At 68.3% G+C, this 21,312-nt stretch carries 18 protein-coding genes; 12 read left to right on the top strand and 6 right to left on the bottom strand.

Annotated elements, in window-relative coordinates:
* Window positions 1-56: 56 nt before the first annotated feature.
* Window positions 57-545 (bottom strand): cache domain-containing protein, encoded by a 489-nt coding sequence (locus M2352_RS07440; protein ID WP_264663860.1) that lies wholly within the window; start codon window positions 543-545, stop codon window positions 57-59.
* Between M2352_RS07440 and M2352_RS07435 the strand changes: the two genes are divergently transcribed.
* Together M2352_RS07435 and M2352_RS07430 are read left to right on the top strand one after the other, a co-directional pair.
* Complete coding sequence (locus tag M2352_RS07435) at window positions 544-927, top strand: hypothetical protein (RefSeq protein ID WP_264663859.1); 384 nt, start codon at window positions 544-546, stop codon at window positions 925-927. The two genes, M2352_RS07440 and M2352_RS07435, sit on opposite strands and share 2 nt — an antisense overlap.
* 153 nt (window positions 928-1,080) lie before the next feature.
* Window positions 1,081-3,117, top strand: a complete 2,037-nt coding sequence (locus M2352_RS07430; RefSeq protein ID WP_264663858.1) for an elongation factor G — start codon at window positions 1,081-1,083, stop codon at window positions 3,115-3,117.
* A 70-nt stretch (window positions 3,118-3,187) separates the two neighbouring features.
* Here M2352_RS07430 and M2352_RS07425 read toward each other — a convergent pair whose 3' ends face one another.
* Window positions 3,188-4,348, bottom strand: coding sequence for a L,D-transpeptidase family protein (locus tag M2352_RS07425; protein WP_264663857.1), 1,161 nt, complete (start codon window positions 4,346-4,348; stop codon window positions 3,188-3,190).
* A 422-nt stretch (window positions 4,349-4,770) separates the two neighbouring features.
* Between M2352_RS07425 and M2352_RS07420 the strand changes: the two genes are divergently transcribed.
* Window positions 4,771-5,361 (top strand): DUF882 domain-containing protein, encoded by a 591-nt coding sequence (locus M2352_RS07420; protein WP_264663856.1) that lies wholly within the window; start codon window positions 4,771-4,773, stop codon window positions 5,359-5,361.
* A 498-nt stretch (window positions 5,362-5,859) separates the two neighbouring features.
* Here M2352_RS07420 and M2352_RS07415 read toward each other — a convergent pair whose 3' ends face one another.
* On the bottom strand, window positions 5,860-7,257 hold the full coding sequence (locus tag M2352_RS07415) for a GGDEF domain-containing protein (protein WP_264663855.1): 1,398 nt from the start codon (window positions 7,255-7,257) through the stop codon (window positions 5,860-5,862).
* Between the two features lie 421 nt (window positions 7,258-7,678).
* Here M2352_RS07415 and modA point away from each other — a divergent pair, with 421 nt between their 5' ends.
* The 8 genes from modA to M2352_RS07375 all read left to right on the top strand — a co-directional run bounded on the left by modA (window position 7,679) and on the right by M2352_RS07375 (window position 17,162).
* Window positions 7,679-8,557 (top strand): molybdate ABC transporter substrate-binding protein, encoded by an 879-nt coding sequence (gene modA, locus M2352_RS07410; RefSeq protein WP_264663854.1) that lies wholly within the window; start codon window positions 7,679-7,681, stop codon window positions 8,555-8,557.
* Between the two features lie 43 nt (window positions 8,558-8,600).
* Window positions 8,601-9,308 carry a molybdate ABC transporter permease subunit gene (gene modB / locus M2352_RS07405; RefSeq protein ID WP_264663853.1) on the top strand — a complete coding sequence of 236 codons (708 nt, stop codon included), beginning with the start codon at window positions 8,601-8,603 and terminating at the stop codon, window positions 9,306-9,308.
* A 3-nt stretch (window positions 9,309-9,311) separates the two neighbouring features.
* Window positions 9,312-10,424: a molybdenum ABC transporter ATP-binding protein gene (gene modC / locus M2352_RS07400; RefSeq protein ID WP_264663852.1), complete on the top strand. Its 1,113-nt coding sequence runs from the start codon at window positions 9,312-9,314 to the stop codon at window positions 10,422-10,424.
* Between the two features lie 292 nt (window positions 10,425-10,716).
* Window positions 10,717-12,027: an imelysin family protein gene (locus M2352_RS07395; protein ID WP_264663851.1), complete on the top strand. Its 1,311-nt coding sequence runs from the start codon at window positions 10,717-10,719 to the stop codon at window positions 12,025-12,027.
* On the top strand, window positions 12,027-13,505 hold the full coding sequence (locus M2352_RS07390) for a multicopper oxidase family protein (RefSeq protein WP_264663850.1): 1,479 nt from the start codon (window positions 12,027-12,029) through the stop codon (window positions 13,503-13,505). Before M2352_RS07395 ends, M2352_RS07390 begins: the two co-directional genes overlap by 1 nt.
* Window positions 13,495-14,811 (top strand): di-heme oxidoredictase family protein, encoded by a 1,317-nt coding sequence (locus M2352_RS07385; RefSeq protein WP_264663849.1) that lies wholly within the window; start codon window positions 13,495-13,497, stop codon window positions 14,809-14,811. Before M2352_RS07390 ends, M2352_RS07385 begins: the two co-directional genes overlap by 11 nt.
* Window positions 14,812-14,825: 14 nt before the next feature.
* On the top strand, window positions 14,826-15,959 hold the full coding sequence (locus M2352_RS07380; RefSeq protein ID WP_264663848.1) for an imelysin family protein: 1,134 nt from the start codon (window positions 14,826-14,828) through the stop codon (window positions 15,957-15,959).
* Between the two features lie 3 nt (window positions 15,960-15,962).
* Window positions 15,963-17,162: a DUF1513 domain-containing protein gene (locus tag M2352_RS07375; protein WP_264663847.1), complete on the top strand. Its 1,200-nt coding sequence runs from the start codon at window positions 15,963-15,965 to the stop codon at window positions 17,160-17,162.
* Here the strand turns inward: M2352_RS07375 and M2352_RS07370 are convergent.
* The gene (locus tag M2352_RS07370; RefSeq protein ID WP_264663846.1) at window positions 17,143-18,822 is read right to left on the bottom strand and encodes a sensor histidine kinase; all 1,680 of its coding nucleotides are present in this window, start codon (window positions 18,820-18,822) and stop codon (window positions 17,143-17,145) included. The genes M2352_RS07375 and M2352_RS07370 overlap by 20 nt on opposite strands.
* Window positions 18,823-19,002: 180 nt before the next feature.
* Complete coding sequence (locus M2352_RS07365) at window positions 19,003-19,800, bottom strand: Crp/Fnr family transcriptional regulator (RefSeq protein ID WP_264663845.1); 798 nt, start codon at window positions 19,798-19,800, stop codon at window positions 19,003-19,005.
* Between the two features lie 259 nt (window positions 19,801-20,059).
* Here M2352_RS07365 and M2352_RS07360 point away from each other — a divergent pair, with 259 nt between their 5' ends.
* A complete protein-coding gene (locus tag M2352_RS07360) occupies window positions 20,060-20,311 on the top strand; it encodes a hypothetical protein (RefSeq protein ID WP_264663844.1) in 252 nt (83 codons plus the stop codon).
* A 145-nt stretch (window positions 20,312-20,456) separates the two neighbouring features.
* Here the strand turns inward: M2352_RS07360 and M2352_RS07355 are convergent, their stop codons facing one another.
* The gene (locus M2352_RS07355; RefSeq protein ID WP_264663843.1) at window positions 20,457-21,302 is read right to left on the bottom strand and encodes an SDR family oxidoreductase; all 846 of its coding nucleotides are present in this window, start codon (window positions 21,300-21,302) and stop codon (window positions 20,457-20,459) included.
* Between the last annotated feature and the right edge of the window lie 10 nt (window positions 21,303-21,312).

Genomic DNA, 21,312 nt, shown 5'->3' with positions numbered 1-21,312 from the left:
CCGGCTCAACCCATGGAAAACGGCCCGGACCATGATGGTCCGGGCCGCCCGTGCCCTTACTTGTAGATCCCCACGTACGCGACGTAATCCAGGCCCGGCACCTTCTTCACGAAGGTGACCTTGGGCTGGATCTTGTTGGTGGTGGGGTTCATCCAGCGGTATTCGACCCAGCCTTCGCCCTTGTCCTTGGCCGTGGCGAGGATTTCCTGAACGATCATGCGGCCGTCGGGATCCTTGACGTTCAGCACGTTCTGGCCGACGCCGGCGGGGCGCGGCGGGTACACGCGCCACACACCGTCCAGGTCGATGACGTTGACGTAGATCTCGCCGTAATTGAACTCGCCCTTGTCGTTGAAGACCTTCGACGCCTCTTCCAGCCCCTTGGCGGCGATCAGGTCGGCGGCCTTCAGGGTCAGGGCCTTGGCTTCGTCCTGGGTGGGTGCGGCCTGGGCGAACGCGGGCACGGGTGCGGCAACCGCGAAAACCGCACCGGACAGGGCCAGCGCCGTCAGACCGGCGGCCAGGGTGCGGGTGATGTTCAGCATGGACTATTCCCCCTCAAAAAATGACGCCCGTTGTGTTTCGTTCCCCATGGGCCGCGCAAACGGACCAGAAGTTCAGCACGGCGTGCAATCCGCCGCCCGTATCGCACCGGAAAACCCAGACGGCGCACATCACGCTTCCCGATCGGTACAAAAGTTTTACAGCCCGGAGATTTCAGCAATTTGTCAGGCAGGTTTTGTGTCTGTCACAAGACATTACCGCAATGCAATAAACGTATCGGTTGCGATAGCCGGGTGCGCCGAACAAAAGGTAAGCGGAATCAGGATGTTGGTGGCAATTCAACCCGTTTTTGACCACTGCGGCCTATGGACGCATGGCATCTATGCGTCAAACGCAATTCTGCTGCACCACACCCCGCCGTGACGGGATGCCGCCTCTTTTTCCATCGACAGCCGGGGCCGGCGGGTGGGACCATGCCGGGTAACAGTCCCAGCCGTTCCTTCCCGCGGCAGCGGGAGAAGAAACGCGCCTCACGGCCCGAAAAACGAACAGCACAACGACTGACGGGAGGTGTTCATGCCCCATTCCCAAGTGCCCACGGTCCGCTGCGCCGCCCTGGCCGGCCCCTATCTCAGCGGCAAGACGACGCTGCTGGAAAGTCTGCTGTCCGCCACCGGGGCCATCGGCCGCAAGGGCAGCGTGCGGGACGGCAACGCGGTGGGCGACGCGTCGCCGGAAGCCAAGGCCCGGCAGATGAGCGTCGAGATCAATGTCGCCGGCTGCGAGTATCTGGGCGAGCGCTGGCAGTTCCTCGACTGCCCCGGCTCGGTGGAGCTGGGCTACGAGACCCAGTGCGCGCTGATGGCCTGCGACGTGGCGGTGGTGGTGGCCGAGCCGCAGGCGGAAAAGGCGGTGATCCTGGCCCCGCTGTTCAAGTTCCTCGACGACAACGGCATTCCCCACATCCTGTTCATCAACAAGGTGGACACGCTGGGCGACCTGCGCATCCGCGACGTGGTGCAGGCATACCAGGCGGTGTCGTCGCGCCCGCTGGTGCTGCGCGAGGTGCCGGTGCGCGAGGGCGACCGCATCACCGGCTATGTGGATCTGGTCAGCGAGCGGGCCTATCACTTCAACCCGCACAAGCCGTCGGACCTGATGGCCCTGCCCGACTCCGTCAGGGACCGCGAGGGCGAAGCGCGCCAGGAGATGCTGGAGGCGCTGTCCGATTTCGATGATTCCCTGCTGGAACAGCTTCTTGAGGACGTGCGTCCCGACCCCGGCACCGTTTACGAGCAGTTCGCCAAGGATCTGGCCCAGGATCTGGTGGTGCCGGTGTTCCTCGGCTCGGCGGAGAACGACGGCGGCATCCGCCGCCTGCTCAAGGCCCTGCGGCACGAGGCCCCGGACGTGGCCACCACCGCGGAGCGCCTGTCCATCCCCGACGGCGGCACGGTGGTGCAGCCGTTCAAGACGCTCAACGCCGCCCACACCGGCAAGCTCAGCATCGCCCGCGTCTGGTGGGGGACCGTGACCGACGGCATGGCGCTGGGGGGCGAGCGGGTGTCCGGCCTCTACCGCCTGATGGGTAAGGACCAGCAGAAGCTGGCCCAGGCGGCGGTGGGCGACGTGGTGGCGCTGGGCCGGCTGGACAAGGCCGCCACCGGCGACCTGCTGACCGACAAGGGCAACCAGGGCCGGGCGGAAAACTGGCCCGAGGTGCCGCCGCCGGTGTTCGGGCTGGCGCTGCACGCGGAAAACCGCAACGACGAGGTGAAGCTGTCCGCCGCCATCCAGAAGCTGATCGAGGAGGATCCCTCGCTGCGCTTCGAACAGACGGCGGGCACGGGCGAGATGGTGCTGTGGGGCCATGGCGACATCCACCTGCACATCGCCATGGACCGGCTGCGCAGCAAGTTCAACGTGGCGGTCAAGGGCCGCGCCCCCCAGGTGCCGTACCGGGAAAGCATCCGCAAGGGCACGTCCCACCACGCCCGCTTCAAGCGCCAGACCGGCGGCCACGGGCAGTTCGCCGACATCCAGGTGGACATCGCCCCGCAGGAGCGCGGGGCGGGGATCGCCTTCCTCGACGCGGTGGTGGGCGGGGCGGTGCCGCGCCAGTACATCCCGGCGGTGGAGGCCGGGGTGCGGGACTACGCGGTGCAGGGGCCGCTGGGCTTTCCGGTGGTGGATTTCGCCGTCACCCTGACCGGCGGGCAGTTCCACGCGGTGGATTCGTCGGAAATGGCGTTCAAGACCGTGGCCCGGCAGGCCATGAGCGAAGCCATGCCCAAATGCGATCCCGTGCTGCTGGAGCCGGTGCTGACCGTGACCGTCGCCGTGCCGTCGGATTACACGCCCAAGGTCCAGCGGCTGATCAGCGGGCGGCGCGGCCAGATCCTGGGCTATGACGCCCGGCCCGGCTGGCAGGGGTGGGACGAGGTGAAGGCCACCATGCCGCAGGCGGAAATCCACGATCTGATCGTGGAGCTGCGGTCGCTGTCGCTGGGGGTCGGCACCTACACCTGGGCGTTCGACCGGCTGCAGGAGCTGACCGGCAAGGCCGCCGACCGGGCGGTGGAACAACGGCGCGAGGCGCTGGCCGCCGTCTGACCCATTCCCCGAACGGGAACGGGCCGGAGTTTCCTCCGGCCCGTTCCGTATTCAGGGTATCGCCGGGCCCTTACGCCCCCGACCGCGGGGGCGCGGCGGCGGCGGCGCGCTGGGGGGCGTCCTCCACCATGTCGTAGACGTCGGGGTGAAGCTGGATGCTGTCGTCGGGCGCGACGGTGGCGGTCCAATAGACGAAACGCACCTCCAGCGGCTTCACCTTGATCCATTCCGTGGTGCCCTTGGCCAGGATGGCATCGATGCGCTGGGGCGTGACGTTCACCTCGGCCAGCAGCACCTCGGCCAGGGCGCGGGCGTCCTGAAGCCGCACGCAACCGGAGCTGACCGTGCGCAGGTCGCGGTCGAACAGCCGCGGCTCGTTGGTGCCGTGCAGGTAGATGTTGTAGGGATTGGTCAGGTTGAAGCGGAACCGGCCCAGCGCGTTGTGGTCGCCCGGCTGCTGCACGATGCGCACCCGGCCCGGCGTGACCTGGGTCCAGTCCACCACCTCGGGCGGGACGGGTTCGCCGTCCAGATAGACGGTGGCGTTGGAAATGCCCGGCGTGCCGCGGGCGCGCAGCATGGGCAGCTTGTCTTCCTTCAGCACCGTGGGCGGCACGGTCCAGGTGGGGTTGACGATGATGTGGGTGATGCGGTCCTGCAGCAGCGGGGTTTCGCGCGACGGCCGCCCCACCACCGAGCGCATGGTCATCACCTCCGCGTTGTCGCGGACCAGGGTGACCGTCTGGCTGGGCAGGTTCACCAGCAGCACCGAATCCGGCATGGTGGCCAGCAGGTTGCGCATGGCCTCGGCGCTCTGGCGCATGGACCGGACGGAATCGGCCGGCGTGCGGTTCAGCGCGATGCGGGTGGCCCCGCCCACCACGCCGTCGGCCTTCAGGTTCTGCGACAACTGGAACGCCCGCACCGCGGCATCCACCGTGTCGTCGAACAGGGCCGTCTGCTGCTCCGGCTTCATATAGCCCAGCTCGGTCAGCCGCTGGACCAGCTGGGGCACCCGGTCGCCGTCCGTGCCCTTCTTCAGGGCGGTGCCCGGCGGAATGCGGGTGGCGGTCACCGGCGGGGCCGCTTCCGCCGTGGCGGCGGCGGCATCAAGACGGCCGGCCCACCCGGCCAGCGTATCACGGAACCCTGCCGCCCACGACGATTCCGGCACGATGGCCAGAACCGCCAGTGTCACCGCCATCCTCCACGGCTTAAGCCCGATCATCATCGCTCGTATCCCCACGTCAGTCCCGGATCGGTTGTCTGGTCCGATACCCCGGCCCTATTCATGAATGCCCGTCTCATCCTGTCTTTACATGAGCCATCGCAAAAAGGCTTGCGCGTTCTCTTGCGGAGCACCCCCGCGGAATCGGAAATCGGGCCACCCACAAGGAAAGACATAGATCTTTCACCGATCCGGCACAGGCGAAAGACGAAAGAGGTTGATCTCCCCCGCCATCTCGCCTATACGAAACATCTGCTCCGGTATGACCATAAGAAAAAGGGTTCTTTACCGGGCGTTCGACAGCACGCCTTCCGGTGGAGGGGTGGTTGGTCCCGCACACGGGGCCGATTCACTGCCGAGGGCGTAACGAGAACAAGCTTTAGTTCGAATTTTAACGATTGGTTCAGACTTCCAGGGGGTTGGGTATGCAGGCTGGTGACGAGACTGTCCAGGCGCCCGAGCTGGGACGCCGCCGTTTTCTGTCCTTTGGACTCGCCGCAGCCTCCGCCTTACTCCTTCCGACGGTGTTCGCAGCGCCCCGCAGCGCCGAAGCGGCGGTCCCGGCCGGGACGTCCGTCCGCCGGCTTAATCTGCACAACATCAACACCGGCGAGAATTTCAACGACGTCTACTGGGCCAACGGCGCCTATCGCCAGGATGCGCTGCGCAAGCTGGACGTCCTGCTGCGCGACCACCGCGCCGGGGCGGTGCAGAAATTCGACCCCCGCCTGTTCGACATCCTGTCCCAGCTTCACGGGCGGATGGAATCGTCCCAGCCGTTCCAGGTCATCTGCGGCTACCGCTCGCGCAAGACCAACGCCGTGGCCCGCCGCCGGTCCCGCGGGGTGGCGAAGGACAGCTATCACACCCGCGCCATGGCCATCGACGTCCACCTGCCCGACCGCAACCTGAAGGGTCTGATGCAGGAGGCCAAGCAGCTCCATGCCGGCGGCGTGGGCTATTACCCCCGCAGCAACTTCGTCCATGTGGACACCGGGCCGGTCCGCACCTGGTAAGCCCCATATCCGGGGTTGCCGCTGCCGCCCGCGCCCGATATGATGCGCCGCATCGCACGACACGGGAAGGTCCGGCCACGGACACCAGCCGTCCGTGCGCCGAAGGTCAGTGTCCGCGTAGCTCAGCAGGATAGAGCACAGGATTCCTAAATCAAATTGGGCGCTGCGGCTGGAAACACCGCAGCGGATCTGCTCAAAGTCGGGGAACGCTACGGTGCGCACCGCACCTTGCCAATCCCGAGCCAAGCCCCGGAAACGGGGAAGGTGTAGAGACTGGATGGGCAGCGCCTACGGGTCTTCCGGCTTTCCGGGCGGCCTATGGTGAAGGGACAGTCCAGACCACGAACGCCCCATGGGGGGCGGCGGTGAAAGCCGAAGTGGTACGAATCCTGGGGCCGTGGGTTCGAATCCCGCCGCGGACACCATACCTTCTCTTGTGGGCCCACCCTTCTCGTGTGGGCCCTCTCCTCCGGCGTTCGCGCCGTTACTCATCCGCCATTACTCCCCCGCCGTTTCCGCCACCGCGTCCTCGTCCGACACGCAGACGCGGTTGCGCCCGCCCTGCTTGGCGGCGTAGAGCGCCCGGTCGGCGCGGGACAGCGCCGTATCGACCGACGATTCGCCGGGATGCACCACGGTCACGCCGATGCTGGTGCTGGCCCGCAGCCGGCCGTCGGGCACGGACAGGGTTTCCGTGGCCGCCCGCAGCCGTTCGGCCAGGGCCACGGCACCCGGCAGGCCGGTTTCCGGCAGCAGCAGGGCAAACTCCTCCCCCCCGAAGCGGGCGATCTGGTCGCTGGGCCGCAGGATCTGGCGGCACAGGGCGGCAAAGGCGGTCAGGACGTAATCCCCGGCCTCGTGACCGCAGGTGTCGTTGATGCGCTTGAAATGGTCGAGATCGGCCATCAGCACCGCCAGCGGGCGGTCATAGCGGGCGGCACGCGTGATTTCCTGCTCCGCCACGCCGAAGAAACGGTAGCGGTTGGCCAGCCCGGTCAGGGGATCGGTGGTGGCCAGCCGTTCCAGGTGCGCCTCCATCTCCTTGCGGCTGGTGATGTCCACCACGCCGGCCATCAATTGTTCCTCCCCGTTCACCACGATGGGGGATGCCGCGATCAGCACGTCGCGCAGGTCTCCGCCGGCCAGCCGCACCCGCGCTTCGAACCCGTCCACCCGCCCGCAGCGCTCCATCTCCTTCAGCAGGGCGCCGCGCTGCAGCGGGTCGCTGTAGATCTCGGCCATGGTTTCGATGCCCAACGCCGCCGGGTCGCCGCCGAAGAAACGGTAGGCCGCCTGGTTGGCCCGCAAAATCGCCCCGTCGGCCCGCGCGGTGACCACCAGCGGCAGGGGGGCCGCCATGAACATGGTCTCCAGCATGGCACGGCTGGCGGCCAATTCCTCCTTGGTCCGGCGCTCGGCCTCGGCCGCCGCCCATTCCAGACGGCGCAGCCGGTTGGACCGGACCACCGTCAGAAGCAACGCCGCGTTCAGCATCACCATGCCCAGAACCAGCCCGGTGACGGTGGGCGGCAACGGCACCGGCAGCAGGTAGCCCGCCAGCATCAGCGCGCTGCACCCCGCCCCGCCGGCCACCGTCTGCCGGAACGGCGCCGGGACCGCCAGATAGAAGATCGCCGGCAGCATGAACACCACCAGAAAGGCCAGATCGCTGTGGGAACTGACCAGAAAGGCCACCGGCACCGCCGTGCCCGCCTGCCACAGCCCCATCACCCGTTGCGCCGCGGCCATGCTGCCCGCCCGCCCGATCAGGATCAGGCAGACCAGCGCAACCGCAACCACCACCCCCCGCGCGGGCACCGCGACAAAAAAGTGCTCCGTCCCCTGGAACCGCCAGTCGCTGATAAAAAACAGGCTGTTCAGGATCGCAGAAAGCAAGAAAAGAAGCCGAGCATGGCGGATCGTTTCCGGAAAAATTCCGGTGCGATAGACCCCTTCGCGATAGGAGTCATGAAATTCCCCGCCGACCGGGGACAAACGGACAGCCATCTTCGATGGGTCGGTAGCGAAACTCTTCGCCAAAGCGAAGCACCTCCTTACGTGCTCGAACCGATCGCAGTCTTTTATCGGTGCAAGTCACAAGAAAACCTTTACGCCCCCTGCAACAGGATGACGCACCCCGGCCGCCGGCGCGGACGGGGCCGGATAGGGGGTGCCGGAAACTGCTTTACGCTCATGCAAAATTGGCTATATCCTCTCGGATATAAAGTCTTTCTTCCCGGCGGCAGAGCGCCCGCAAACCGGTACCGCGAACCGGCCGTGCCGTCACCGCCGCCATCAACCGGAAAAGGAAAACGATATGGCGATCCGCAACGCCCTGCCGCGCCTTCGCACCAACGACGGACAGCCCGCCCCTGTGGCCCGCCCGTCCTTTCTGCGTACGGTGTCCCGCCGCGCCGCGGCGGCCCTGATGGCCGGCGCGCTGACCGCCGGTGTGGTGGTCTTCAGCGCTCCCGGCGCCGCCCAGGCCCAGGACGTGCTGGTGATGGCCGCGGCGAGCATGAAGAACGCGGTGGAAAAGATCGGCGGCCAGTTCCAGGCCAAGACCGGCATCAAGGTCACGCCTTCCTTCGCCGCGTCCTCGGCGCTGGCCAAGCAGATCGAGAACGGCGCCCCCGCCGACATCTTCGCATCCGCCGATCTGGAATGGATGGATTACCTGGAAAAGCGGTCGCTGATCGACCCGAAGACCCGGATCAACCTGCTGGGCAACGATCTGGTCATCGTGGCGCCCAAGGATTCCACCGCCACGGTCGATCTGAAGCCGGGCGTCGATCTGGTGGCGCTGCTGGGCGACGGGCGTCTGGCCACCGGCGATCCCTCCAATGTGCCGGTGGGCAAGTACGCCCAGGCGGCCCTGACCAAGCTCGGCGTGTGGGACAAGGTGGAACCGAAGCTGGCCCGCGCCGACAACGTGCGCGCCGCCCTGGCCCTGGTCAGCCGCGGCGAGGCGCCGCTGGGCATCGTCTACCGCACCGACGCGGCGGTGGACAAGGGGGTGAAGATCATCGCCACCTTCCCCAAGGACACCCACCCTGCCATCATCTATCCGGCCGCCGTCACCGCCGCCACCAAGAACCCCAACGCCCAGCTTTTCTTCAGCTATCTGAAGTCGGGCGAGGCGCTGGCGGTGTTTGCGGAGTTCGGCTTCGTCCCGCTGACCAATGCCGGCCAGTGACCGCCGGCCCAGCCCCCGAAACAACCCGTGACCCGGACCGACGATGCTTGACGGCTTTTCCCTGGCCCTGACGCCGGACGAGGTGACGGTGATCCTGCTCAGCCTGCGTGTCGCAGGCTGGGCGGTGGTCTGGAGCCTGCCGCCGGCCATCCTCGCCGCCTGGGTGCTGGCGCGCTGCTCGTTTCCCGGCAAGACCCTGTTCGACGGCTTCGTCCATCTGCCGCTGGTGCTGCCGCCGGTGGTGGTGGGGTACATCCTGCTGCTGGTCCTGGGCACGCGGGGGCCGGTGGGGGGATTTCTGTACCACTGGTTCGGCATCCGCCTGATCTTCACCACCACCGGGGCGATCGTGGCGGTGGCGGTGTGTTCGTTCCCGCTGATGGTGCGGGCCATCCGCCTGTCGATCGAGGCCATCGACACCGGGCTGGAATCCGCCGCGCGCACGCTGGGCGCCGGCCCCATCGACCGCTTCTTCACCATCACGCTGCCGCTGATGCTGCCGGGCGTGCTGTCCGGGTCCATCGTTGCCTTTGCCGCGGCCCTGGGGGAGTTCGGGGCGGTGATCACCTTCGCCTCCAACATTCCGGGTCAGACGCAGATCCTGCCGCTGGCGATCTATGCCGCGACCCAGACCCCCGACGGCGACGCCATGGCGGCCCGGCTGTCGCTGATCGCTCTGGTCATCGCACTGGCGGCGCTGATGGCCTCGGAAATCGCCGCCAGCCGCGTCAAGACCATGATCGGACGCTGACCCATGCTCGACCTGACCATCCGCCAGCGTCTGGGGGCGTTCACGCTCGACGTGTCGCTGCAAACCGCCCAGCGCGGCATCACCGCCCTGTTCGGCCCGTCGGGGTCGGGCAAGACCTCCATCATCAACGCCATCGCCGGCCTGACCAGCCCCGACGAGGGGCACATCCGCGTCGATGACGTGCCCTTCTTCGACCGCGCCCGCCGCATCGACCTGCCCACCGAAAAGCGGCGGGTGGGGTACGTGTTCCAGGAAGCCCGCCTGTTCCCCCACATGACCGTGCGCGACAACCTGCTGTACGGCTACCGCCGGGTGCGGGGGGACAAGGCCATAGCGCCCGAGCCGGTGATCGCGCTTCTGGGGCTGGGCCATCTGCAGGACCGCCGCCCGCGCAACCTGTCGGGCGGCGAGAAACAGCGGGTGGCGCTGGGCCGGGCGCTGCTGTCGCAGCCGCGGGTGCTGCTGCTGGACGAGCCGCTGGCAGCCCTGGATTCGGCGCGCAAGGCCGAGATCATCCCCTACATCGAACGGCTGCGCGACGAGATGAACATCCCCATGGTGCTGGTCAGCCACGCCATGGAGGAGGTGGTGCGGCTGGCGTCCGACGTGGCGCTGATCGCCAACGGGCGGTTCCAGGCGTTCGGCCCCGTGCGCGACGTGCTGGGCCGGCTGGACACCGCGTCGGCCATGGGGTTCCGTCAGGCCGGTGCGGTGATCGAGGCGCGCATCGATTCCCACGACGACGGCGACGGGCTGACGCGGGTCGGCTTCGACGGGGGGGAACTGGTGATCCCCCGCCTGCTGCGCCCGCTGGGGGCGCCGGTGCGGCTGCACATCCACGCCCGCGACGTGATCGTGGCGCTGAGCCCGCCCACCGGCCTCAGCGTTCAGAACGTGCTGGCCGGAACGGTGGTGGAGGTGGCGGAAAACACCGGATCGTCGGTGGATCTGAAAATCGCCGCCGGCGCCTCGTCCATCACCGCCCGCGTGACCCGCCGTGCGTTCCATCAGTTGAACCTGGGTGCCGGTACGCCGGTTTACGCCCTGATTAAAGGCGTGTCCTTCGACCCCGACGAAGACCCCAATGGCAACGGCGGCGCGGTGGTGGATCTGTAAGGCGCATTCCCCCTTGCCCCACCGGGGGGGATCAGGGCCGGGGCCGGGGCGAGGGTCGGCAAGCCCCGCCGCGGGCCTTTTCGGTGTTTGGTTGAAGAAACACCCGGCCTTCTCCAGTCACCGGCGCCGCCCGGCAACAGCACACCAGAGCACTGGCCGGAAATCCCCCACTGTGCTTGTGATAACGCTTGACATTCTCAGGCAAAATCCAGCAAATGCAAGTCATTATCATTTGCCTTCCTGCCTGTCCCAACCCGCTGTCCCCCACTGGCTGTCCATCGGGAGTGTCCGTATGTTGAAGCGTTTTTCCGGTCTGCTGGCCACGGCCGCCGTCGCCCTGCCCCTCGCCGCCCTGTCGCTCGGCGCCCCCGCCTTCGCCGCCGACACCGCAAAGGTGGATGTGAAGGCGGTGGTGAAGAACTATGCCGACATGGCCCAGGCCGGGTACGAGGACTCGCTGGCCACCGCCAAGGCGCTGAAGGTGGCCATCGACGCGCTGGTCGCCACCCCCTCCGACGCCACCCTGGCCGCTGCGCGCAAGGCGTGGATCGACGCCCGCGTCCCCTATATGCAGACCGAGGCGTTCCGCTTCGGCAACCCCATCGTGGACAAGTGGGAAGGCAAGGTGAACGCCTGGCCGCTGGACGAGGGCCTGATCGACTACACCGACGAGTCCTATGAGCCCAGCGAAGCCAATCCCTTCGGCAAGGCGAACGTCATCGCCAACACCAAGCTGAAGGCCGGCGGCAAGACCATCGACGCCACCAAGATCACCAAGGCGCTGCTGGCCGACAAGCTCCAGGAAGCCGGCAAGATCGAAGCCAACGTCGCCACCGGCTACCACGCCATCGAATTCCTGCTGTGGGGCCAGGATCTGAACGGCACCGACGCCGGGGCCGGCAAGCGCCCCGCCACCGACTATTCCACCACCGCCTGCACCGGCGGCCATTGCGACCGCCGCATCCAGTTCCTGAAGGTGGCGACCGACCTGCTGATCGACGATCTGGCGGAAATGGCCAAGAGCTGGGCGCCCGGCGGCAAGGCCCGCGCCTCCATCGAAAAGGACGCCGGCAAAAGCGGCGGCAAGCCGGCCCTGGCCCGCATCCTGACCGGCCTGGGCAGCCTGAGCTATGGCGAACTGGCGGGCGAGCGCATGAAGCTGGGCCTGATGCTGCACGACCCGGAAGAAGAGCACGACTGCTTCTCCGACAACACCCACAACGCCCACTTCTACGACCAGCAGGGCATGGTGAACGTCTACAGCGGCCATTACACCCGCGTTGACGGGCGCACGGTCCAGGGGCCGTCGCTGTCGCAGGTGGTGGCCGCGGTGAACGCCGACGCCGACGCCAGGATCAAGGCGGCGATGGGCGAGACCACCACCGCCATGACCGCCATCAAGAGCACCGCCGACGGCGGCACGATGGCCTATGACCAGATGCTGGGTGCCGGCAACACCGAGGGCAACGCCCTGATCCAGACCGCGGTGGACAAGCTGGTGGGCCAGAAGAAGGCGCTGGAAACCGCCGTCGCCGCACTGGGCGTCAGCATCAAGATCGAAGGCTCCAAGAGCCTCGACAACCCCTCGGCGGTGAAGAAGTAATGGACCGGGCCGGGGGTTGGCGGAACGGCGCGGGGCCATCCCGCCGCGCCGTTCTGACCGGCGGCGCGGCGGCGCTGGTCGCGCCGCTGGCCGTCTCCTCCTGGTCCGCCACCGGCGCTCCCCTGGCCGCCCCGCCCGCGGCCAGGGGGGCACCGCCTGCCCCCCTGGACGTCGAACTGACGGCCAGGGTGCGGCAGGCACGCATCCTGCCCGCCCCCGCCGGCCTCAGCCCCGTCATCACCTATGGCGACGAGACGCCGGTGATCCGGCTGAAACGGGGCCAGCCCCTGCGCGCCGCCCTGGTCAACGGGCTGGACGAGCACACCTCCATCCACTGGCACGGCATCCGCCTGCCCAACAGCATGGACGGGGTGCCGTTCCTGACCCAGCCGCCGGTCAAGCCCGGCGAGCGGTTCGTCTATGAGTTCACCCCGCCCGACACCGGCAGCTTCTTCTTTCACCCCCACTGCAACACCGTGCAGCTTCTGGGCCGCGGGCTGGCCGGCATCCTGATCGTGGACGAGGACGACGCCCCCCGTTTCGACGCCGACATCGTGGCGGTGGTCAAGGACTGGGCGCTCAACCCCGACGGCAGCTTCGGCACCATCACCAGCGACCGCGGTGCGGCACGCGCCGGCACCTTCGGCAGCGTCACCACGGTCAACGGCGCCATCGGCCCGGTGATCGACGTGCCGGCCAACGGCGACGTGCGCCTGCGCCTCTACAACGTGGACAGCACCCGCGTGGTGGATTTCCAGATCGAAGGGGCCGAAGCCTGGATCATCGCCGTCGATGGCAACCCGCTCACCCCCCGCCCCCTGGACGGCTGGCTGATGGGTCCGGCCATGCGCATCGACGTGCTGTTCCGCGCCCCCCGCACCGCCGGTGCCACGCTGCGTCTCCTGAACGTCTATTCCAGCGAGGCCAAGCCCCTGGCCACCTTCCGCGCGGTGGGCGAGCCGCGGGCCAACCGCCGCTTCCGCCCCCGCGCCCTGCCCGCCGCCGCCGCCATCCCCACGCCCGACCTGAGGAACGCGCCGACCATCCCCATGGCGTTCTCGGCCACCGCGGTGGCCCAGGTGTTCGACCCGGCGCTGACCGCCGGCCTGCCGCTGGCCGATTCCCTGTGCCTGTCGGAAAAGACCTTCTGGGCCATCAACCAGCAATCCTGGCCCGAGGGCGGGCACGGCCGCCTGCCCCCGCCCATCGCCACGCTGGAAAAGGGGCGCAGCTACATCTTCGAGCTGAACAACCTGACCCCCCACCTGCACCCGATCCACATCCATGGCTACACCTTCCTGGTGCTGGAATCCGACCAGCGCCCGGTGCCGCGCCACCACGCCGACACCGTGCTGCTCCAGCCCAAGGAACGGCTGAAGGTCGCCGTCAAGGCCGACAATCCGGGGGACTGGATGTTCCACTGCCACATCATCGAGCATCAGGACACCGGCATGATGGGGTATCTCCGTGTCGCGTAACGCCGCCCGCCTTTCCGCCCTGCTTCTGGCGTTCAGCGCCCCCGCCTTCGCCGCCGATCCCCTGCCCTATCACAGCGAGCCGGTGGCGGGCCTGGACGATCAGGAGATGCTGGACCACGCCATCGGGCAGGCGGTGTTCGAACGGCTTTGGGTCAAGGCGCCGTCGTCCACCAAATCGGCGGACGGGCTGGGGCCGCTCTACAACGCCCGCTCCTGTGCCGCCTGCCACCCCGGCGGCGGGCGGGGCGAACTGCCCGACCCGGCAAAGCCGGGGGAGCAGGGGATCGGCGTGGCCCTGCGGCTGGGGTCCACCGGATCGGTGGGCGATCCGGTCTATGGCCGCCAGCTTCAGGTGCAGGCCGTCGCCGGCCAGACCGCCGAGGGGCTGTTGTCCGTCACCTCCCGCGATGTCCGGCGGGTCAAGCTGCCGGGCGGCACCACGGTGCGGCTGCGGCGGCTGGATGTTCAGCCGGTGGGCCTGAACTTCGGCCCGCTGGCCGCCACGACCCGCACGTCGGTGCGGGTGGCCCCGCCGGTGCTGGGTGCCGGCCTTCTGGAACGCATTCCCGAGGCGGACATCCTGGCCGCCGCCGACCCGGACGACCGCGACGGCGACGGCATCTCGGGCCGCCCCAACCGCGACGCTTCCGGGGCGCTGGGCCGGTTCGGGTGGAAGGCGACCAACGCCACGCTGGCGGCCCAGAACGCCGAGGCGGCCATGCTCGACCTGGGCCTGTCCACCGCCCTGTTCCCCGCCCCCTGGGGCGACTGCACCGAGGCGCAGGCCGCCTGCCGCGCCGCCCCCCACGGCAACCAGGCCCGGTTCGAAGGGGTGGAGATCCCCTCCTCCATGATGGGTTTGCTCGACCGCTACATGAGCCATACCCAGGCCCCCGGCGCGACACCCCCCGACGGACCGGGGGGCGCGCTGTTCACCGAGACCGGCTGCGCCGCCTGCCACCGCCCGGCCTTCACCACGGGCGACGATCCCGCCAACCCGGCGCTGTCGCGTCAGGCCGTCTTCCCCTACACCGACCTGCTGCTGCATGATCTGGGGCCGGACCTGGGCGACGGGCTGGCCGCGGGGGATGCCGCGGGCGGCGAATGGCGCACGCCGCCGCTGTGGGGGCTGCACCGGCTGACATCCCAGGACGGCAAGCTGGCGCTGCTGCACGACGGCCGCGCGCGCAGCGTGGCCGAGGCCATCCTGTGGCACGGCGGGGAGGCGGACAGCGCCCGCACCCGCTTCGCCGCACTGTCCAAAGCGGACCGGGACCGGCTGATCCGCTTCGTTCTTTCTCTTTAGAAGACGACACGCACATGTCCCTGCCAAACACCCCCCCGCCCCGGCGCCGCACCGCCATCCGCCCCCTGGCCCTCTCCCTCGCCGCCCTGACCCTGGCCGGCGCGCTCGCCGCCGCCCCGGCGTCGGCCCGCAGCGTGGAGGAGGACAAGAGTTTCCTCGACGGGCTGAGCCGGACCCACATCCTGCCGCGCATCGACGCGCTGGCCGCCGCCACGGCGGACCTCGCCACCCGGCTGGACGGTTTCTGCGCCGCTCCCGACGACGCCGGGCTGGACAAGGCGCGCGCCGGCTTCAACGGCGCCATGGACGCCTGGATGGGCGCCCAGCACCTGCGCCCCGGCCCGCTGCTGCTGCAGCTCCGCAACGAGCGCATCGCCTTCTGGCCGGAACGCCGCGGCATCGTCGCCCGCCAGCTCGGCCAGCTTCTGAACGGCACCACCCCGGTGACCGCCGACGCCATCGGCAAGCAGAGTGCGGCGGTCCAGGGGCTGACGGCGCTGGAACGGCTGCTGTGGGACACCGACGTGACGCCGGCCCGCTTTGCCGGCGACAACGCCCGCCGCTGCGCCGTCGCCACCGCCATCGGCCACAACGTCGCCGACGTGGCCGGTGCGGTGAAGACCGAATGGCATGATCTCACGCCCGCCCTGGTGCGGGGCGAGGCGACCTCGGTCGGGCAGAACGCCACCGACGCGGTGAACAACCTGTTCTCGTCGCTGGTCACCGCCTCGCAGATCGTGACCGACCAGAAGCTGCTGGCCCCCATGGGCGCCAACGCGGGCGAGGCCAAGCCGGCGGTGGCGGAATCCGTGCGCAGCGGGCGCACCATGCGCAACGTCACCCAGAACCTGGAGGCCATGGGCGCCATGGTGGCGGGGGAGAACGGCGGCCCCGGCTTCGTCAGCCTGATCCCCGCCACGGCGGAGGGCAAGGCCGCGGCCGCCGCCACCGTCGCCGCCTTCGCCGATGCCGCCAAGGCCGCGGCATCCGTGCCCGCCCCCTTCGAGCGCACCATCAGCGAGGCCAAACCGCGTCAGGCGGCGGACGCGGCGCTGAAGGCGGTGAAGGCCGCCCGCGACGCCCTGACGCAAAAGCTGCCGCCGCTGATCGGCATCACCCTGGGCTTCAACGAGCTGGACGGGGACTGAGCCATGGGCGTGGACATGATCCCCATCGAACGGCCCCGCATCAGCCGGCGCGCGGTGCTGGCCGGGCTGGGTGCCGGTGTCGCAGCCCTGGGGCTGTTCCGCCCCTTCGCCGCCGGGGCGGCGGTGCCGGCGGGCAACCGGACGGTCTATCTCACCTCCTACCGCGACATGAACGCGGGCGAGGGCGCGCGTTACGGCATGGCCGGGATGGCCGACGACGGCACCGTGCTGTTCCGCATCCCGCTGCCGGGCCGCGGGCACGCGGTGATGCCCCATCCCACCCGCCCGCTGGCGGTGGTGTTCCAGCGGCGGCCGGGCCGCTGGCTGGTGCCCATCGACCTGACCACCGGACAGGCGGGCCGGGTGGCGATGGTGCCCGATGACCGGCGCACCACCGGCCACGGGCTGTTTTCCGCCGACGGGCGCACCCTGTTCGCGGTGGAGGACGACGTGCCGGGCGAGGCGGGCGTGATCGCCGTCTACGACACCGCCGCCGAGAGCACCGACGACTGGAAACGCATCGGCACCCTGCCCACCCACGGCATCGGCCCGCACGAGGCGATCCTGGTCAACGGCGGATCGGTGCTGGCGGTGGGCAACGGCGGCGTGCTGACCCACCCCGACACCGGGCGGGCCAAGCTGAACCTGGACGAGATGGACGCCTCCCTCACCTTCGTGGAGGTGGCGGGCGGGCGTCTGGTGGACAAGCTGCGCCTGCCGGAAGAACATTCCAACCTGGGCATCCGCCATCTGGCCGCCCTGCCCGACGGGTCGGTCGCCTTCGGCACCCAGGACGAGCACCCGGTGGGGATGCTCCAGCCGCTGATGGGCAGCGCCCGGCCCGGCGGGCCGGTCACGCTCTACCAGACCCCCGACGACGTGCTGGCGCGGCTGGACGGCTACATCGGCAGCGTGGCGGTGAACGCCGACGGCACGGTGGTGGCGGGATCGTCGCCCCGCGGCGGGCTGACCGGCCTGTGGGATGCGGCCACCGGCGCCTTTCTGGGCAGCCGCCCCCTGCCCGACGGCTGCGGGCTGGCGACCCACGGCAACGGCTTCATCCTGACCGGCGGCTTCGGCGGCGTGGTCACCATGGACCGTGGCGGTGCGGCGGAGATGGAGCGCACCACCGCCGCCTATGGCTGGGACAACCACCTGATGGCGGCCACGGTGCCCATGCCGCTCACGCGGTCCGCGGGGTGAAGGTCAGGGTGTAGCACACCCCCGGCGGGGTGCGGTCGATGGCGATCCGGGCGCCGATCTGGACGCTCAGCGCCTTTACCACCCGCATCCCCAGCCCGGTTCCCCGCGGGGGCGTTCCCCCGTGGGAGCCGTTGCCTTCGGGCGGCAGGCCCACCCCCTGGTCGGCCACGCTCAAGCGGACGGCGCCGCCTTCCTCCGCCTTCAGAACGATGAAGACCGGCTTCGGTCCCGGTGCGGGATAGGCGTACTTGGCGCAGTTGGTCAGCAACTCGCCCACGATGATGCCCAGCGCCACCGCCTGATCGGCGGAGACGACCACCGGGTCGGCGTCCAGGTGCACCTCCCACCCCTCCGAAGGCGGCAGGCTGGACACCCGCATGCTGCGGCACAGGTTTTCCAGATAATCGCGGAAACACAGGCAGGACAGGCTGTCGCCGCGGTAGAGCAGTTCGTGAACGTCGGCGATGGCGGCCACGCGGCGGCTGGCCTCGGCGAAATGGCTGCGGATGTCGGTGTTCTTCAGCGCCACCCCGTGCATGGTCAGGATGCTGCTGACCAGTTGAAGGCTGTTCTTGATGCGGTGGTTGCTTTCCCGCATCAGCAGATCCTTCTGCCGCACCGCCTCTTCCATGCGGGCCAGGGCGCCGTGCAGGGTCGCGGTGCGTTCCCGCACCCGCTCCTCCAGCCCGTGGCGGGCGTCCACCTCGGCCCGGATGCGGCGCAGGGTGGCGGCGGCGATGCCCGCCACCGCCAGCACCACCACCACCCCCGCCAGCGTATAGGGCAACACCGCCTGACGCCATTGCCGGTCCACCAGCCCGCCGTCGATGCGCACCAGCGCATAGACCGGCCATGGACCGATGCGGCGGTAGACCAGGGTTTCCCCGTCCGCGCGCAAGATGCCTTCCGGCTCCCCGGCGGCCAGGGCGGCGCGCACCGCCGCCGGGACATCGGGCACGGCGCCGGCGACGGCGATCCCGTCCTCGGCCCCGCCCATACGGCTGAAGGCGGCGATCGGATGGGTGTCGCCGGGCCGGATCATGGCGATGGACGACATGAGCGGCAGATCGAGCGTGCTGTAGAATTCGGAGAAATAGCGGGTTTCGATGGTTTCCCCGATCACCCCGCGGAAAGCCCCGGCGCCGTCGTCCAGCCGGCGCGTCACCATGAACAGCGGCGACCGGGTGACCCGGCCCATGAACCGTTCGCTGATGGTGGGGCCGGCGAAGCCATCCCGATGGACGGTGAAGAAATCCCGGTCCGCGGCATGGGCTTCCGGCACCGGGAACGCCGCGGTGGTCAGGCGCAGGCGCCCCGCCCCGTCGTTGATCCACAAATCGCCCAGATAGGGGTAACGGCTCTGCTCCTGGTCCAGCCGCTCCCAAAGGGCATGGGAGGTCTCGATCTCGTCCCAGGACAGGGAGGCCACCTGCTCGGTCGCGCGCATCACCACCTGATCGGCGGTGTCGAACAGGCGGGCGGCGTGTTCCGACAGGAGCCGGGTGGCCGCCGCCGCCCCGGACTCCGCCGTGGCGTTGATCTCGTGGCGGACGCGCTGGCTCAACACACCGATCAGCAGCAGCATCGCCAAGGCGACGGCCAGGGTCACCCAGCCGACGGTCCGGTTGAAGCGCAAGGATCGGTGCGTGCGGTAGCCCATCACTATCCGTTGGTCAAAGGGCAGGAATCATAAGTCAAGGACGCTATCTCTTTCGTTATCATCGGCCCATGCACCGGGAAGTTGGATTGATGACTGACAAAAATTCCGGTATATTTCTATAAAAGGCATGGCGCTGTCGTTTTCAGCTTGCCGCCGCCAGGCTCTTATCACCAGATTTTGTCAGATGGGCACTTCTTTTCCTCCCTTCTTCGTCGCAATGGCCCGTTCCAGAGACTTGGGGGCCTGAATGAGATGAAGATACAGCTCGTCGAATTGCCCAATCTCCGCCAACTGGTCCACGTCGATCACGGTGATCCGCTGCCCGTTGATTTCGATCAGCCCCGCTTCGCGCAGCCGGCGCAAGGTGCGGTTGATGTGGACGATGGACAGCCCCAGCGCGTCGGCCAGAATCTCCTGGGTGACCGGCAGGGTGAAATGGCCGCGGTTGGCAAGCTGCACCACGCTCAGCCGCCGCAACATCTCCACGATCAGGTGCGCCACCCGTTCCAGCGCGGTGCGCCGGCCCAGGCTGAGCAGCCGTTCGGCCACCATCGCCTCTTCCCGCGCGCCCGACCACGCCAGGGCCGCCGCCAGCCGGGGAAAGCCGCGGAACAGTTCGGCCAGTTGATCCAGCGAGAAGATCGCCACCTCCACACCGGTCAAGGTGGTGACGCTGTGGTCGGCAACCTCGAAGAGATGGGAATAGATACCGATGATGTCGCCCGGCAACACGAAATTGATGATCTGCCGGCGCCCGTCTGGCAGCGCCTTGTGGCGCACCGCCCATCCTTCACGCAGGACGCGCACCGCCCCGTACTGTTCGCCCTGGTGCAGCAGGTCATGCTTGGCCGGACGGCGCTGGACGTTGCGTTCCAGTTGCGCAAGGAAACCCCGCTCGGCGTCGGTCAAGGCGAGATAGCTGCCAAGTTTGGTACACAGAGGGCTGTCCGGTGCGGACCCAGCCGCCACGATGCTCATGTCTGGCTCTTACTCGCGTTACTGTTGCGTCATGCGGGGATGGTGACCAGCGTGGTCGGTGCAGCACCGGAATGCGTCCCACGATCCCGACTTCCGATTGCGAGCGCCATAACATAGGTTAATCGCATAGGATTTTCCGCCGCGAGGCCGTGACAAAAAGCGGTCCAAAGCATTGACCAACCAGCAACTCTTCATCCGGCCCGCAGGCATGCCGCCGCTCTGCCCCGGATGAAGACGAACAGCCGGGGCCGAGAAGATCATGCCGGAACAAAACGGTGCTGCAGGGTGGGCTGCTCTTTCCATCTGCGAAGCCTTGCTGCTGACGCTCGTCGAAAAAGGTGTACTGCAAGTTGAGGAGGCCCGCTCTGCGCTTGAAGATGCCGCCTCAGCTCATAGAATATTGAGCGCGTCCGAAACCGATCAATCCATCCACAAGGAAGCTGAAAATATCATTGAGGCAATATCCGGTCAGTTAGAGGCTGCGCGCCCATCAGAGAAGAATGGCGATTAGTTCTATGCTGCGCATGCCGTGCAATTTATGGGGTATTTTCCTGATATTTCCCTTCATGAAACGATAAAAAAAGCGGGAAGCATCGCTTCCCGCTCCGGTGCATGACGGTCAGTGACGGGGCCGCGCAGGACCGCGGCCCCCGGTATCAATCCAGGAAGATGTCGGGCGCCAGCGGCGTGCCCGGCTTCACCGCATAACGGTCCAGGTCGGTCACCCCCTCTTCCCCCAACACCGCGTCATCCACGAAGAAATTGCCGGTGCAGGTGCGCGCATCCCGCGTCAGGATGGCGTGAGCGGCGTCGGCCAGGATGTCGGGGGTGCGGCAATTGTCGAATTCCGCCGCGCCTTTCAGCATGGCCACCGCCGCCGTGGCGATGATGGTGCGCGGCCACAGCGCGTTGACGGCGATCCGTCCCTGGAACTCCGCGCTCATGCCCAGCACGCACATGCTCATGGCGTATTTCGCAATGGTGTATGCCGTATGATGCTTGAACCACTTGGAATTGAGGTTCAAGGGCGGCGAGAGGGTCAGGATATGGGGGTTCGGCGCCTTCAGCAGCGACGGAAGGCAGGCCTGCGACGTGGCGAAGGTGCCGCGCCCGTTCACACCCATCATCAGATCCCAGCGCTTCATCGGCGTGTCGATGGTGCCGGTCAGGCTGATGGCGCTGGCGTTGTTGACCAGGATGTCGATGCCGCCGAAGGCGTCTTCGGTTTTCATCACCGCCTCGGCGATCTGCCCCTCGTCGCGGATGTCGCACAGCAGCGGCAGCGCGCGGCCGCCCGCCGCCTCGATCTCGTCGGCGGCGGAAAAGATGGTGCCGGGCAGCTTGGGGTGGGGTTCCGTGGTCTTGGCGGCGATGGCGACGTTGGCGCCGTCGCGGGCGGCGCGCAGCGCGATGGCCTTGCCGATGCCGCGGCTGGCCCCGGTGATGAACAGCGTCTTGCCGGCCAGCGAACGGGCGGCGGCGGGGGTGGTCGATGACGGCACGGGGTGTTCC

Origin of the sequence: Azospirillum fermentarium (assembly GCF_025961205.1) — a bacterium.
Taxonomy (GTDB): domain Bacteria; phylum Pseudomonadota; class Alphaproteobacteria; order Azospirillales; family Azospirillaceae; genus Azospirillum; species Azospirillum fermentarium.
Note: the sequence above shows the minus strand (reverse complement) of the source record. Positions and strands in the feature narration are given on the sequence as shown.